A 13,859-nucleotide genomic window follows, 5' to 3' on the forward strand; every position below is an offset into this window, starting at 1 on the left:
GCGGGTAACCCGAAGTGAGCCAGACGCCCTGCGATCGACACGGCCAGCCAGCGACCACGCTGACCAAGCCGCAACTCAGTGCCGCTAACGCGGCCTGGGAGTCGCTGCTCCAGTCCTACGCCTCGATGATGCGGAAGTTCCTCGCCGACGAGGTGTGGGAGGACCTGACTGCCCGGGAGTACGACGTGCTGTACACGCTGGCGAAGGCGGGGCGGGAGATACGACAGTCGGAACTGCTCGAAGGCGTACTCCTCAGCCAGCCCGCGATCTCGAGACTCGTCGACCGACTGGTCGTGAGAGGACTCGTCCTGCGCCGCGTCGCCGACGAAGATCGGCGGAGCATCCTGCTCTGCCTGAGCGATGAGGGCCGTGCGCTTCAGCGCAAGGTCGGCAAATGCCACGGGCGACTCGTCGCCGAGCGCATGTGGGCAGGGCTCACCGCGGCGGAAATGCAACAACTAACAGAATTGACATCCAAGATTCGCGAGGCGAACTCATGACAACCACCCCCGATAGCCCCTTCGAGGTCGTCGCCGTCAGCGCCGGCGTCTCATCGCCATCGACCACCCGAATGCTCGCAGACCGCATCGGCGTCGCCACGCGCGAGCAACTCGCCGCGCTGCTGCCGGGCGCCGAGGTACGCGTTCGGGTCGTCGAATTGCGCGAACTCGCGAGCGACATTGCGATCGCCTCGACCGGCGCCCTCAAGTCCGAGCGGCTCAACGAGGCGATCGCCACGGTGGCCCGCGCAGACGCACTCATCGCGGTGACGCCCGTGTTCAAGGCCTCCTACACGGGACTGTTCAAGTCCTTCTTCGACGTGCTGGACGACGATGTGCTGTTGTCGATGCCGGTCGTTCTCGCGGCGACGGCAGGCACCCCGCGCCACGCCCTCGTGCCGGACTCAGATATGCGTCCGCTGTTCGCATACCTGCGTGCCATGGCCGTCCCGACATCGGTCTTCGCCGCCACTGAGGACTGGGCCGATCCGGCGGGCCTCGGCCGCCGGATCAAGCGAGCGGCGACCGAACTTGCGGCGCTCACGGCGGCGCGGGTGCGCCAGGAGGTTCTCGGCAGGCAGGGATCGACCTACCAGCGCACCTTCGACTCCCACGGTTCGCAGGATTCGCTCGCCGACATCGACTTCGACACCGACCTCATGAGGCTGGCGACCGGTGGAGTGGCTGACAAATCGCCCCGGGTGAGCGACGGGCGTTAAATCCGCTTCCGGCGAAGATCCGCTAGGCGTTCGATGAGGTGAAGTTGCGGGACGAGCCCGTGCTGATCCGCAACCGCTCGATCCAGGTGATCGATCGTGCGCGCAGCCGCCGCACCGTCCTTGTCCGCCTCGAGTTCCAGTTCCCGCACCCGCGCGCGCAGGTCCGTCATCGTCGTGTCCAAAGTCGCGGCGACCTGCGCGGAACTGCGCAGCCCGTCCAGGATCTCGGCCGGCACCTGCCGCTCGTACTTGTAGTAGATCTTGTGCTCAAGCGACGCCCAGAAGTCCATCGCGATCGTCCTGATCTGCACTTCCACTGTCACCTGCACGGTGCCGGACGAGAGGAACACCGGCACCGAGCAGATGAGATGGAGGCTGCGGTATCCGTTCGGTTTCGGGTTCTGGATGTAGTCCTTGACCTCAAGCACCGTGAGATCGTCCTGGCGTTGCAGTGCCTCGAGCACCTTGTAGATGTCCGGGATGAAACTGCAGACGATCCGCACCCCCGCGATGTCGAAGATCGAGCCGCGAATGGCGTCGAAGTTCGGGTCACAGCCCTTGCGTTCGATCTTGTCCAGCACGGAGGCGGCCGACTTCAGGCGCGAGGAGACGTGCTCGATGGGGTTTTCGTGATGCAGGTGCTCGAACTCATCGCGCAGGATGTTCACCTTCGTGAGCACCTCGTCGATAGCGAACTTGTACTGCAGCATGAAGCGCGTGAACGCATCGCGCAACGCCTCCAGATCGGCGATGGTCGCATCCGGGCCCAGCAGGTCGGTGAGTCCGACTTCGATATTGGCGCCTACGTTGGAAGTCATACCCCCATCGTAAATCCGCGGTCTGGGTGGCGGCCTGGGGCCACTACTGTGGAGCCATGTACTGGTTCCTCGTCGCCCTTGCCTTCCTCAACGTCCTGTTCAACGCCGCGGTCTGGCCGCAGTTCTATCGCCGCGTGCAGGCGGACCCGCGCGCCCGCGATGCGCATGGACGGCCGACGAAGTTCTTGCGGGTTCATCGGGTGCTCTTCATCGCGACGGGCGTGGTGACATTCGTGACGGCCATCGGTGCCATCGCGGGAGTCTTCGCCCGCTAGGACGGGCCGGTGGGGGCGGGGCGACTAGCGCCGGTATTCCTCTCGGACGAGCGCTTCCGCGTCTGCCGGGCTGATGCCGAGATCGCGCATGAGTCGCACATAGTCAGCGGCGGCGCGCCTCGCCGTATCGTCGACGACGGTGCTCGCGGACGTCACGAACGTGCCATTGCGCCCCCGGGTCTCGATGAGGTGCGCCTGCTCGAGTTCGCGGTACGCCCGAGCCACGGTGTTGACCGCGACACCGAGTTGCTCCGCGACCTGGCGGACCGTGCCCAGGCGCGCGCCGGCCGACAGGGTCCCGGCGGCGATCTGGCGAGCGATCTGCCCGCGAATCTGCTCGAACGGCACGACGGGAGATGCGGGATCGATGGTGATCTCCATCGCCCGATCGTATTAATACAAACGTTCGCGGTCAAGGAATCCCCTGCGAATCCCGCGTCGTCCGGCGTAGGCTCGAAGAATGAGCACACATGCATCACGCAGTGAAGTTCCGGCTCTCGCACTGAACGATGGATCGTTCGTTCCCGCGGTCGGATTGGGTACCTACAAGCTGAACGGCACCGCCGGAGCGACGGCGATCGGCTCGGCCATCGACCAGGGCTATCGGCTCCTCGATTCGGCCTTCAACTACGAGAACGAGGGCGCGGTCGGACGCGGCGTTCGCGAGAGCGACGTCCCGCGCGAGCAGCTCATCGTGACCTCCAAGCTTCCCGGGCGTCACCATGACCACGACTCCGCGATTCTCACCGTGCAGGAGTCCGTGTACCGCACGGGACTCGACTACATCGACCTTTACCTGATCCATTGGCCGAACCCCAAGGTGGGTAAGTTCGTAGAGGCCTACCGTGCGCTGATCGAGATGAGGGATGCCGGACTGATCAAGGCCGTGGGAGTCTCGAACTTCCTGCCCGAACACCTCGACGCCGTCATCGAGGCAACTGGGGTGGCGCCAGTGGTCAATCAGATAGAACTGCACCCGTACTTCCCGCAGTTGGAAGTGATCGAGGCAAACCGCGCCCGCGGTGTGCAAACCGAGTCCTGGAGCCCCGTGGGCCGCGGAAACTCGGTCGCCGCCGAGCCGATCGTGCAGGAGATCGCGGCCAAGCACGGGAAGTCACCCGTCCAGGTCATTCTGCGATGGCACACGCAACTGGGCACGATTCCGTTGCCCAAGTCCGCCAACGCTTCGCGCCAGCGCGAGAACCTTGAACTCTTCGATTTCACACTCTCGGAGGGTGACATGGCGGCTATCACGTCGCTCGGTCGCCCGGACGGCCGCCTTGCCGGCCAGGATCCCGCTGAGTACGAGGAGTTCTAGGCACTCCCGCCAGGTACCGCGGACATCGCGCCCAGGGAAGGCGGGCAGAGTTAAGACGGGGGGCGTGACCGGCTACAGCCGGTCACGCCCCCCGTCTTTGTCTGGCAGAGCCCTACTTGATCTGCGAGCGCAAGAACCAAGCGTGCTTGTCGAGTCCCTGTCCGATGGCGATCAGATGATCCTGGCTGAGCAGGTCCTCCTCGAGTTCCGGCAGCGCGTCCTTGATATTCTGCGAGGCGGCATCCAGTCGCTCGGAGAGCAGTTGCACGACCTTGTCGGCGCCGATGGGGCCCGCGCCGATGTCGTCGACCTGTGAGGTCGAGGCAACTGTGTCTGCGCGGCCATCGGGCGAGACGCCGAGCTGCGCGAGGCGCTCGGCCACGGTGTCAGACCACAGCCGAACGTCGGAGACGACCTCGTCGAGTTCCAGGTGGACCGAGCGGAACTGCGGCCCGTGGACGTTCCAGTGGGCTTGCTTGCCGATGAGCGAAAGATCGATCAGATCGACCAGCGTGGACTGCAAGATGCTTGCGACTTGTGGAGACGTGCTTGGCATTTTGACCTCCCTAAAGGTGTTCCTCCAGCATAGGTCGGTCTCGTGAAAAATGCGGGTTAGCGTCGCCTATCCGGCACCCCGCCGGGAGGTCGTGTCCGGGTGTGGGCGTCAGCGGACCTCGTCCACACCGCGGTTGGCCAGCGCGTCGGCGCGCTCGTTGCCCTCGTCGCCGCTGTGGCCTTTGACCCACTGCCAGGTGACGACGTGTCGACCAAGCTCGGTGTCGAGGTCCCGCCACAGGTCGTCGTTCTTGACCGGTTTCTTGTCCTTGGTCCGCCAGCCGTTGCGTTTCCAGCCTGCGATCCATTCGGTGATCCCGCGCATCACGTACTGGGAGTCCACGTGGAGTACGACGACGCTCGGACGCTTGAGGGCGCGCAACGCCTCGATCACGGCGCGCAGTTCCATCCGGTTGTTCGTGGTCGGATTCTCCCCGCCCCACAGGTCCTTGGCGTGCCGACCCGATTGCAGATATGCTCCCCAGCCACCTGGTCCTGGGTTGCCCTTGCACGCGCCGTCGGTCCAGATGTGGATGGTGGGCGCGTTGTCGTCAGTCACGGGGCAGGGCGCCGGGGACGAGTTCTTCGAGTCGATCACGCCAGCCGTTGACGTGGTCGGGGAAGCACTGCTGCAGCAGCTTGATCATCGTCGATGCGGCGGTGGAAGCCCCGGGCGAGGCGCCGAGCAGGCCCGCGATGGACCGGTCGGCGCTGACGACGAGTTCCGTGCCGAATTCGAGGCGCCCGCCGTCCTTCTTGTCGCGCTTGATGACCTGGACGCGCTGGCCCGCCGTGATCCACTCCCAATCTCCCGGCCTGGCGCGGGGGTAGAAGTCCATGAGGTCGCGGAACTGGGTCTCGTCGCGTGCTACTAGTTGGCCGATCAGGTACTTGGTCAGGCCGATGTTGTGGGCGCCGGCGCCGAGCATCGAGACGATGTTCCCCGGTCGCAACGAGCGGATCAGGTCGAGCAGGGATCCCGTCTTGAGGTAGCGGGGGCTGAAGCCCGCATAGGGGCCGAAGAGCAACGAGGTTTCGCCGTCCACGACCCGGGTGTCGAGGTGGGGAACGGACATGGGTGGGGATCCCACCGCGGCTTTGCCATAGACCTTGGCGTTGTGCTGGCCGACGACCTCGGGATTGCGGGTGCGCAGGAATCGACCGGAAATCGGGAATCCGCCATACCCACGGATCTCGGCAATTCCGGAGCGCTGCAGGAGCGGTAGCGCGTATCCACCGGCTCCGACGAACACGAATCGGGACGAGACCGATAGTCGGCGCTTTCCGGCATTCCAGGACCGGTTCTTCACGCGCAGGTTCCAGTGGTCCCCGCGCTTCTTCAATCCCGTCACCTCGTGGCCGGTGACGATGCGCCCACCACGGGCGGCGATGAGGGCGAAGAGGTCCTGGGTCAGCGCACCGAAGTTGATATCGGTGCCCTCGGCGACTCGAGTGGCGGCGATGGGCTCATCCGGATTCCTGCCTGCGGTGAGCAACGGCGCCCAGCCGCCGATGACCGCGGGATCGGACGAGAACTCGATCGAGGTGAATCCGGCTTCCCCCCGAAGGGCTTCATAGCGCTGGCGGAGGTAGTCCACGTTGGCCTGTCCGCGCACGAGCGTCATATGCGGAGTAACCGAGAGGAACCTCGACGGATCACGCATCAGTCCTTCGCGAACCAGCGAACCCCAGAGCCTTCTCGATACCTCGAATTGATCGTTGATCACCCTGGCCTTCGACGTGTCGATCGATCCGTCGGGGCGCTGCGGGGTGTAGTTCAGTTCGCACAGCGCGGCATGGCCCGTCCCCGCGTTGTTCCATGGGTTCGACGATTCCTGAGCTAGTTCGTCCAGGCGCTCGATGACCAGGATCTTCCACGTCGGCTCCAGGAGAGTCAGGAACGCTCCGAGCGTGGCGCTCATGATCCCGCCGCCGATCAGCACGGCGTCGTAGTGCGCGCCATCGAGTTCCTGGGCGGGCGGGAAAAGCAACGGCATCGTCGCGCTGGTGCCGGTGCCCGTGAAGGGCGCGGGGGAGTGGGGTACAACTGTCCGGGACATAGCGGACATCGTAGTCCTTCCCCCGCGTTCCGCGTGGAATTGGTCCACAATGGTGCCATATGAGCAGCAGCGACATCCCGCCCATCAAACGACGCCGCGCCTGGCCGCGAGCGCTACTTCTCGCGGTGATCGCGCTGCTCGGTTGCGCAGCGCACGCGGTCTTCACCGCTCAAGCCACGGCGCCTCTCGGTCCGCACTTCGCTACGTACCAGCTCACGATGAGCGGCCGGCTCGTCATCGACCTCGGGCCCCTCGGGAACATAGAACGGAATTCCGGCATGCCGGGGCCGGTCGGTGTCAAGGCCATCGTGCACGAGATTCCCGATGATTTCGCGGCTGCTCCCCAGGCCAATGACGTCGATCAACTCCTTGGGGACCTGCAGCAGTACGTCGCGTTCTTCTCGTCCCCGGACGACACGATCAGGCTCGTGAAGGCTGCTCTGACCCATGCCATCGGCAGGCAACTGATCGTCAACGTCGGCGCGGTCGCATTGGCGGCGGCCCTGCTCGGATTCCTTCTCGGCCGCCGCCGCGGCAGGCAGGTCTCGGTCCTCGCTCTGCGCGCCGCGCCCTGGGTGGCCGTGGCGGCCCTACTCGCAGTCTCCGGAACGACGGCCGTGGTCATGGCGGGCACGGCCAAGGCGCACCGCATCGCCGGCGCGCGCGTCCTGGAGGGTACCCCGCTGGCCGGAACCAGGGTTACGGGCAGGCTAGGCGGCGTTCTGGAGACATACGGCGCGCAACTCGTCGACGTCTACCGCGAGAACGAGGACTTCTACGCCAGCGTCCGCACCAATTTTGCGCTCGCGTGGGACGAGCGCATGGCCGCCGATCCTGCACAACTGAACCTCACGACGCCGCTGACCGAACTGCCGGCGGAAACACTGGACAACCCCGAGGTTCCTCTCCTGGCGCAGTCGCTGCCCCTCGGAGATGCCACCGATTGGATCACTATGGTCGTCGTCGCTGACATCCACTGCAATTTCTCCATGAGCCCGCTCGTCGGGGACCTCGTCCGAAAATCCGGCGCAGAAATCCTGCTGCACGCGGGCGATGCGACGATCGATGGAACTGCGGTTGAGGAGATCTGCCCCTCCTCCTTGGAGGCCGCGGTGCCCGACGGCACCGCGATCGTGTATGCCGGCGGCAACCACGACAGCGAGACGACGGCGAGCCAGTTCGCCAGCGAGGGTGCCACGGTCCTGCGCGGCAAGAACGAATCCATCGAAGGGGTCACCGTTCTGGGCGATCTGGATCCGTACGCGACGCGCATCGGCCAGGGAACGACCCTGGCGCGAGACGAGACCGCCGATCAGGTGGTCAGCCGACTATCGCAGGTCGCGTGCGATGACCGGCCCGATATCCTGCTGATTCACAACCCGTACGTTGCCGCCGACATCGCCAAGAATGGCTGCGTGGACTACACGATCAGCGGCCACCTCCACCGGCGAATCGGACCGCAGGCCAGCGGATCGGCCATCGAGTACGTGAACGCCTCATCGGCCGGGGCGATCGAGGGACAGCCCACCCTCGGACCCCTGCACGGCATCGCCGAGGTCACCGTCCTGCGCTTCGATCCGGTCACCAGGGCGATCGTCGACTACCGGGTCGTTTCGGTGTACCCCGACGCGAACGTGATGGTTTCGGCGCTCGCGGGATACCCGGTGCCGGAATCGCTAGTGCGGGAACTCGTGTCGCAACCGGACGAACCTGCAGATCAGCAATCCCCGGCGCCCGCGGGCGACACGACGGACACCGAACCGGCCGGCGGCTAATTCATGGGTCCTTTGTCCCCTGAGCGGTAGTAGCCTTGAGTCGAGAAACCTCACCTTCCCACGATTCAAGGACTCCTCGTGTCTAACCCATTCACGACGTCTATCGCGCGCCATCCCGGACTGGCACTCCTGGCGCTGGCGATCGGCGGCTTCACCATAGGCACCACGGAATTCGCGGCCATGGGCGTCCTGACGAACGTCGGGGAGGCGTTCGGTGTCAACGACGCGACCGCCGGCCACACCATTTCCGCCTACGCCATCGGCGTGGTGCTCGGCGGCCCGCTGCTGACCGTCACGAGCGCCCGCATGCCGCGCAAGACCCTGCTGATCGCGCTCATGGCGCTGTACACGTTCGGGAATCTGCTCTCGTCGTTCGCCCCGAATCTCGAGCTCCTGATCGCTGGCCGCCTCATCACGGGCCTGGCCCATGGCGTGTTCTTCGGCGTCGGCGCCGTCGTGGGGACGGCCGTCGTGGGAGTGGCCCGGAGCGGCTTCGCGGTGTCGATGATGCTCGTCGGCCTAACGATCGCCAATATCGTGGGCGTCCCGCTGTCCTCGATCGTCGGTGACAAACTCGGCTGGGAGTGGACGTTCCGCCTGGTCGCGCTGCTGGGCGTCGCCACCATTCTCGGGGTGTGGTGGTTCATCCCGCCCGTCGCGCCCTTGCCCGGTGCGTCCCCGAAGAGTGAGTTCGCCGCGTTGAAGAACGGGCCGATGTGGCTCGCCATGGCCGCGGGCGCCATCGGCTTCGGCGGCATGTTCGCCGCCTACAGCTACGTGAAGCCGATCGTGCTCAAGGGAGTGGGTGCGGGAAGCATCGCGGTGTCGCTCGCGCTCGCGGCGTTCGGACTCGGCATGACGGTCGGTGTGCTGCTCGGCGGTCGCCTGTCGGACCGCAGCGTGAACGGGACTACCAACCTCGGATTCATCACCACCGCCATCTCCCTGGCCGTTTTCGCCTTCATCATGGGCACGATGCCCGGCGTCCTCATCGGCCTGTTCCTGGTCGGCGTGGCGTCGCAGATCCTCGGCGTCTCGCTGCAGGCCGCCCTCATGGACCTCAGCCCGGGCGCGCCCTCGCTCGGGGCATCCCTGTGCCATTCATCGCTGAACCTCGGAAATGCCAACGGCGCATTCCTGGGCGGCCTGGTCCTGACCTCGGGCCTGGGCTATCCGGCGCTCGCCTGGCTAGGTGTCATCCTGACGGTGTTCGGCCTAGGGCTGATGCTGATCGTGCAGCGCCTCCGCGTTCCTCAGCGTATCCTCGAGGCAGCCGCTCCCGGGACGAGCGGAGCGGCGGCCGTGGAGGGGGAGAAGTGAATCAGGCGCATGAACCTTCAGTGGACCAGGTTCACCGATTGTCGTTGCGCCGAACCGGCTTCTGGCTACTGATACTCGCGGCCATCGGCCTGTGGGCGTCGGCCGATCTGTCGATCGAGCGGTACCTCACGCTCGCAGACCCGAACTACATCCCGAGTTGCTCCTTCTCGCTCTTCATCGACTGCGGTCCGGCCATGGGTTCGTGGCAGGGCAGGATCTTCGGCTTCCCCAACCCGTTCCTCGGCGTGGGTGCATTCCCCGTCGTCATGGCCACCGGCGTGATCATGCTGACCGGATGGGAGCCGCCGCGCTGGTACTGGCGGGCGCTCGCAGTCGGCACGACGCTCGCCATGGTCCTGATCGTGTTCCTGATGTGGACGTCGATCTACTCGCTGGGGCGGCTGTGCCCGTACTGCATGGTCGTGTGGACCATCACTATTCCGCTGTGGTGGAACGTGCTCGCCTTCGGGTCCGATAGGGGACACCTGCCCGGCCCGGCCAGGCTGCGCTCGACGCTCGTCGACTATCGCCCGCTGCTGATCGTCGCCTCGTACGTCGCCGTCATCCTGTGGATCGTCATCGCGCTGTGGGACACGGTTCTATCCGAGGTGCAGGGCTGATCAGGCGATAAGATTGAGCGCGTGACCACCCAAGAACATTCCGCGCCCAATCCTGCCTCCGCACCCGGCGAACCGGCGCTGCGGTATACCCCGGCACTCGCCGAAGAGATCGAACTCAAATGGCAGGAATACTGGGAGCGTAACGGCACCTTCTTCGCAGCCGACCCCGCACCCGGCACCCTGACCGATGGGAATGGCAACAGCGCGACGGAGGGCTCGTCCTTCTTCGTGATGGACATGTTCCCGTACCCCTCAGGGGCCGGTCTGCATGTGGGTCACCCGCTCGGCTACATCGCGACCGACGTGGTCGGCCGCTTCCGGCGCATGCGCGGCGACAACGTGCTGCACGCGCTCGGCTACGACGCGTTCGGCCTGCCCGCGGAGCAGTACGCGGTCCAGACGGGTCAGCACCCGCGCGTCACTACCGAGGCGAACATCGCCAACATGCGACGCCAGTTGCGGCGCCTGGGACTCGGGCACGACTCGCGGCGCTCGTTCGCGACGACCGACTCCGACTACGTCCGCTGGACGCAGTGGATCTTCCTGCAGATCTTCAACGCGTGGTACGACGCCGAAGCCGAGCGCGAGGACGGCGGCCGGGGCAAGGCGCGTCCCATTGCGGAACTCATCGCCGAATTCGACAGCGGCAAGCGAGCGGTGCCAGCGGGGATCGACGGCGTGGACGCGAGCCGCGAGTGGGCGGGATTGGACGAGTCCGCCCGCCGCCGCGTGATCGATAGTTTCCGGCTTGCCTACACCTCGAAGTCGCCCGTCAACTGGTGCCCCGGCCTGGGCACGGTGCTGGCGAACGAGGAGGTCACCGCTGACGGCCGCTCGGAGCGCGGCAACTTCCCGGTGTTCACCAAGGAACTCCAGCAGTGGAACATGCGGATTACCGCTTACGCCGACCGCCTCGCCGCGGACCTGGACCTGATCGACTGGCCGGACAAGGTGCGCAGCATGCAGCGCCACTGGATCGGCCGCTCCGACGGGGCATACGTCGACTTCGAGGTGCCAGCGGCGACTGACTCGGTGCAGAAATTGACGGTCTTCACTACCCGCCCCGACACGCTGTTCGGCGCGACCTACGTTGTGGCGGCTCCCGAGCACCCGCTCGTCGATGCCCTGCTCGCGGGCGACGACATCGAGTGGAGCGCCGAGGTGCCTGAGTCGTGGCGCGGTGGCGAGCCGAGTGCCCACCGCGCGGTGGCGGCCTATCGCAGCGCAGCGGCGGCCAAGACGCCGCTCGAGCGTCAGGCGGAGGCGGGGACCAAGTCGGGCGTCTTCACCGGCGCGTACGCGATCAACCCAGTGAACGGTGACCGGCTGCCCGTTTTCATCGCCGACTACGTGCTGATGGGCTACGGCACCGGCGCGATCATGGCAGTTCCCGGCGGCGACACCCGCGACTTCGACTTCGCTCAGCAGTTCGGACTGCCGGTGATCCACACCGTTCAGCCGCCCGAGGGATTCGACGGCGGGGCGTACACCGGCGACGGCGCGGTGGTGAACTCGTCCAATGGCGAACTGAACCTGAACGGAAAGCCGGTCGCGGACGCCAAGGCCGCGATGATCGACTGGCTCGAGGCGAAGGGCCTGGGCGAGCGGACGGTCACGTACCGCCTGCGCGATTGGCTGTTCAGCCGCCAGCGGTATTGGGGGGAGCCGTTCCCGATCGTGTACGACGAGACCGGCGCCGCGATCGCGCTGCCCGACTCGATGCTCCCGATCGACCTGCCCGAGGTGCCGGACTACTCGCCGCGCACCTTCGAACCGGACGACATCGACTCCGAGCCCGAGCCGCCGCTGGGCCGCAACGCCGACTGGGTCAACGTCACCCTCGACCTCGGCGACGGGCCGCGCGAATACCGCCGGGATACCAACACCATGCCCAACTGGGCCGGATCCTGCTGGTACTACCTGCGCTACCTCGACCCGAACAACGCCAGTCAGGCCGTCAGCCCGGAACTCGAGAAGTACTGGATGGGGCCGCAGCACAACGCCACTGCGGGCGTCGCCGGCGGTGTCGACCTGTACGTCGGCGGCGTGGAGCACGCGGTGCTCCACCTGCTCTACGCGCGCTTCTGGCACAAGGTGCTGTACGACCTGGGCCACGTCTCGTCGCTCGAACCGTTCCATGAGCTGTTCAACCAGGGATACATCCAGGCCTACGCCTACACCGATGCGCGCGGCGCTTACGTGCCGGCCGACGAGGTCGAGGAGACGATCGACGCGAACGGCAAGTCATCATTCACCTGGAACGGCGAACCCGTCAAGCGCGAGTACGGCAAGATGGGCAAGTCCCTCAAGAACGTCGTCACCCCGGATCAGATGTACCGCGACTACGGTGCGGACACGTTCCGGCTGTACGAGATGTCGATGGGGCCGCTCGATCTTTCCCGCCCGTGGGAGACCCGCGCGGTCGTCGGGTCGCAGCGCTTCCTGCAGCGGCTGTGGCGCAACATTCTGGACGAATCGACCGGCGAACTGATCGTGAGTGATGAGCCCGCCGACGAGGCCACCCGCCGCGCCCTGCACCGCACCATCGCCGAAGTCACTGTCGAGATGGAGAACATGCGGCCCAACACCGCGATCGCCAAGCTCATCACGCTGAACAACCACGTGACCGGGCTGGACGTCACGCCGCGGGAGGTCGCGGAGCCGCTCGTCCTGATGATCGCGCCGTTCGCGCCGCACATCGCCGAGGAACTGTGGAGTCGCCTCGGACACGAGCGGTCGCTCGCGCACGAGCCCTACCCGACGTACCTCGAGCAGTACCTGGTCGAGGACACAGTGACCTGCGTCTTCCAGGTCAAGGGCAAGGTGCGCGGCCGTGCCGAGGTTCCGCCCTCGATCTCCGACGAGGATCTGACGGCGCTCGCGCTCGCAGATCCAGGCGTGGTCCGGACGCTGGACGGCGCGCCGGTGCGCACCGTGATCGTGCGCGCGCCGAAACTCGTGAACGTGGTGCCCGGGTAACCGACATGGTCAGCCCTAAGCGGGTGAGCGGGCGCGTCGGCGTCGTGACCGACTCGACGGCACGGTTCCCGGGGAATCCCGGCTCTCTGGTGAACCTGGCCGCGCCGATCGTGGTGCCTCTCTCCGTTGCGATCGAGGACCAGTCCCTCGCGGACGACCTTGAAATCGACTCCGCCGCCCTACGCACGAGGCTCGAGAACGGAGCGGTGGCGACGACTTCGCAACCAGGTCCGGGTGCGTTCGCGTCCGCCTACGCGCGCGCCGCCGAGCAAGGGTATTCGCAGGTGGTGTCGATTCACCTCTCTGCGGAGCTCTCGGGGACGTTCCACGCCGCGACGATGGCCGCGGAGGTCGCACCGCTGCCCGTCATGGTCGTCGATTCACGGTGCGCCGGTGCGGCGCTCGGGGCGGCCGTGGCCGCCGCGGCGCGCGTGGCCGCGGATGGCGCCTCGCCGTACGAGGTCGCGCAGATCGCGCTCGGCGTCGCCGGGGCGTCCTCGACGACCTTCATCGTCGATTCGCTGGATCACCTGCGACGGGGCGGCCGGCTTTCGCGCCCGGCGGCCGCGGTCGGTTCGGTCCTGGGGGTGCGCCCCATGCTCGGCCTGCGGGAGGGTCGTATCGACGTCGAGTACATCGCTCGCACGCGCCGCGCCGGGCTGCGTCGCATGGCGGAGTTGGCCGAACGATTCATGGATCGGGGCAGCGAACCCGAGGCGCTGGTGCAGCATTTTGCGGAACTGTCCCGCGGGGAGGAACTCGCGGCGGCGATCGGTGAACGGATCGGCACCGTGCCCCGGCTGGTGGACGCGGGCTGCGTGCTCGGTGCTCACGTGGGGCCGGGGATGCTTGGCATCGCGCTCGTGGAGCAGCGCTTCTAGCGTCAACTTCTCCACAGGCTGCCCCCGGGGCGCCGGATG

General features: G+C 66.4%; 14 protein-coding genes. 9 read left to right on the forward strand and 5 right to left on the reverse strand.

The annotated features are described in order from the left end of the window. Window positions 1–14: 14 nt before the first annotated feature. Complete coding sequence (locus FB461_RS03095; protein ID WP_211349827.1) at window positions 15–500, forward strand: MarR family winged helix-turn-helix transcriptional regulator; 486 nt, start codon at window positions 15–17, stop codon at window positions 498–500. After that, entirely contained in the window at window positions 497–1,219 is a 723-nt protein-coding gene (locus FB461_RS03100) for a CE1759 family FMN reductase (protein WP_142118879.1), read from the forward strand. The genes FB461_RS03095 and FB461_RS03100 overlap by 4 nt, the downstream gene beginning before the upstream one ends. On the opposite strand, the gene FB461_RS03105 is transcribed toward FB461_RS03100, so the two are convergent. Next, a complete protein-coding gene (locus FB461_RS03105) occupies window positions 1,216–2,037 on the reverse strand; it encodes a GTP pyrophosphokinase (protein ID WP_142118881.1) in 822 nt (273 codons plus the stop codon). The two genes, FB461_RS03100 and FB461_RS03105, sit on opposite strands and share 4 nt — an antisense overlap. A 56-nt stretch (window positions 2,038–2,093) precedes the next feature. On the opposite strand from FB461_RS03105, the gene FB461_RS03110 reads away from it, so the two are divergent. Beyond that, a complete protein-coding gene (locus tag FB461_RS03110) occupies window positions 2,094–2,312 on the forward strand; it encodes an SCO4848 family membrane protein (RefSeq protein ID WP_142118883.1) in 219 nt (72 codons plus the stop codon). Window positions 2,313–2,336: 24 nt separating this feature from the next. On the opposite strand, the gene FB461_RS03115 is transcribed toward FB461_RS03110, so the two are convergent. Continuing rightward, window positions 2,337–2,693 carry a GntR family transcriptional regulator gene (locus FB461_RS03115; RefSeq protein WP_142118885.1) on the reverse strand — a complete coding sequence of 119 codons (357 nt, stop codon included), beginning with the start codon at window positions 2,691–2,693 and terminating at the stop codon, window positions 2,337–2,339. A gap of 79 nt (window positions 2,694–2,772) precedes the next feature. Between FB461_RS03115 and FB461_RS03120 the strand changes: the two genes are divergently transcribed. Beyond that, entirely contained in the window at window positions 2,773–3,630 is an 858-nt protein-coding gene (locus tag FB461_RS03120; protein WP_142118888.1) for an aldo/keto reductase, read from the forward strand. A 112-nt stretch (window positions 3,631–3,742) separates the two neighbouring features. Here the strand turns inward: FB461_RS03120 and FB461_RS03125 are convergent, their stop codons facing one another. The 3 genes from FB461_RS03125 to mqo all read right to left on the reverse strand — a co-directional run bounded on the left by FB461_RS03125 (window position 3,743) and on the right by mqo (window position 6,245). Continuing rightward, the gene (locus FB461_RS03125; RefSeq protein ID WP_142118890.1) at window positions 3,743–4,186 is read right to left on the reverse strand and encodes a Dps family protein; all 444 of its coding nucleotides are present in this window, start codon (window positions 4,184–4,186) and stop codon (window positions 3,743–3,745) included. A gap of 108 nt (window positions 4,187–4,294) precedes the next feature. Beyond that, window positions 4,295–4,744 (reverse strand): ribonuclease HI, encoded by a 450-nt coding sequence (rnhA, locus tag FB461_RS03130; protein ID WP_246045986.1) that lies wholly within the window; start codon window positions 4,742–4,744, stop codon window positions 4,295–4,297. Continuing rightward, window positions 4,737–6,245, reverse strand: a complete 1,509-nt coding sequence (mqo, locus tag FB461_RS03135; RefSeq protein ID WP_342776103.1) for a malate dehydrogenase (quinone) — start codon at window positions 6,243–6,245, stop codon at window positions 4,737–4,739. Before mqo ends, rnhA begins: the two co-directional genes overlap by 8 nt. A 59-nt stretch (window positions 6,246–6,304) precedes the next feature. Between mqo and FB461_RS03140 the strand changes: the two genes are divergently transcribed. From FB461_RS03140 to FB461_RS03160, 5 genes are all read left to right on the forward strand, one after another. Next, window positions 6,305–8,020 carry a metallophosphoesterase family protein gene (locus FB461_RS03140; protein ID WP_142118892.1) on the forward strand — a complete coding sequence of 572 codons (1,716 nt, stop codon included), beginning with the start codon at window positions 6,305–6,307 and terminating at the stop codon, window positions 8,018–8,020. Between the two features lie 78 nt (window positions 8,021–8,098). Continuing rightward, complete coding sequence (locus FB461_RS03145) at window positions 8,099–9,340, forward strand: MFS transporter (RefSeq protein ID WP_246045987.1); 1,242 nt, start codon at window positions 8,099–8,101, stop codon at window positions 9,338–9,340. Between the two features lie 20 nt (window positions 9,341–9,360). Continuing rightward, entirely contained in the window at window positions 9,361–9,960 is a 600-nt protein-coding gene (locus FB461_RS03150; RefSeq protein WP_211349828.1) for a vitamin K epoxide reductase family protein, read from the forward strand. A 21-nt stretch (window positions 9,961–9,981) separates the two neighbouring features. Continuing rightward, window positions 9,982–12,939, forward strand: a complete 2,958-nt coding sequence (leuS, locus tag FB461_RS03155; RefSeq protein ID WP_142118896.1) for a leucine--tRNA ligase — start codon at window positions 9,982–9,984, stop codon at window positions 12,937–12,939. 5 nt (window positions 12,940–12,944) lie between these two features. Then, window positions 12,945–13,820 (forward strand): DegV family protein, encoded by an 876-nt coding sequence (locus tag FB461_RS03160; RefSeq protein WP_142118898.1) that lies wholly within the window; start codon window positions 12,945–12,947, stop codon window positions 13,818–13,820. Window positions 13,821–13,859: the final 39 nt, after the last annotated feature.

This window comes from Rarobacter faecitabidus, from assembly GCF_006716265.1.
GTDB classification, from domain to species: domain Bacteria; phylum Actinomycetota; class Actinomycetes; order Actinomycetales; family Cellulomonadaceae; genus Rarobacter; species Rarobacter faecitabidus.

Bases quoted from the DNA above. Each gene is read 5' to 3' on its own strand.
- mqo (WP_342776103.1), bottom strand. From the start codon at position 6,245: ATGTCCCGGACAGTTGTACCCCACTCCCCCGCGCCCTTCACGGGCACC.
- FB461_RS03125 (WP_142118890.1), bottom strand. From the start codon at position 4,186: ATGCCAAGCACGTCTCCACAAGTCGCAAGCATCTTGCAGTCCACGCTG.
- FB461_RS03105 (WP_142118881.1), bottom strand. From the start codon at position 2,037: ATGACTTCCAACGTAGGCGCCAATATCGAAGTCGGACTCACCGACCTG.
- FB461_RS03140 (WP_142118892.1), top strand. From the start codon at position 6,305: ATGAGCAGCAGCGACATCCCGCCCATCAAACGACGCCGCGCCTGGCCG.
- FB461_RS03120 (WP_142118888.1), top strand. From the start codon at position 2,773: ATGAGCACACATGCATCACGCAGTGAAGTTCCGGCTCTCGCACTGAAC.
- FB461_RS03110 (WP_142118883.1), top strand. From the start codon at position 2,094: ATGTACTGGTTCCTCGTCGCCCTTGCCTTCCTCAACGTCCTGTTCAAC.
- FB461_RS03100 (WP_142118879.1), top strand. From the start codon at position 497: ATGACAACCACCCCCGATAGCCCCTTCGAGGTCGTCGCCGTCAGCGCC.
- FB461_RS03115 (WP_142118885.1), bottom strand. From the start codon at position 2,693: ATGGAGATCACCATCGATCCCGCATCTCCCGTCGTGCCGTTCGAGCAG.
- FB461_RS03160 (WP_142118898.1), top strand. From the start codon at position 12,945: ATGGTCAGCCCTAAGCGGGTGAGCGGGCGCGTCGGCGTCGTGACCGAC.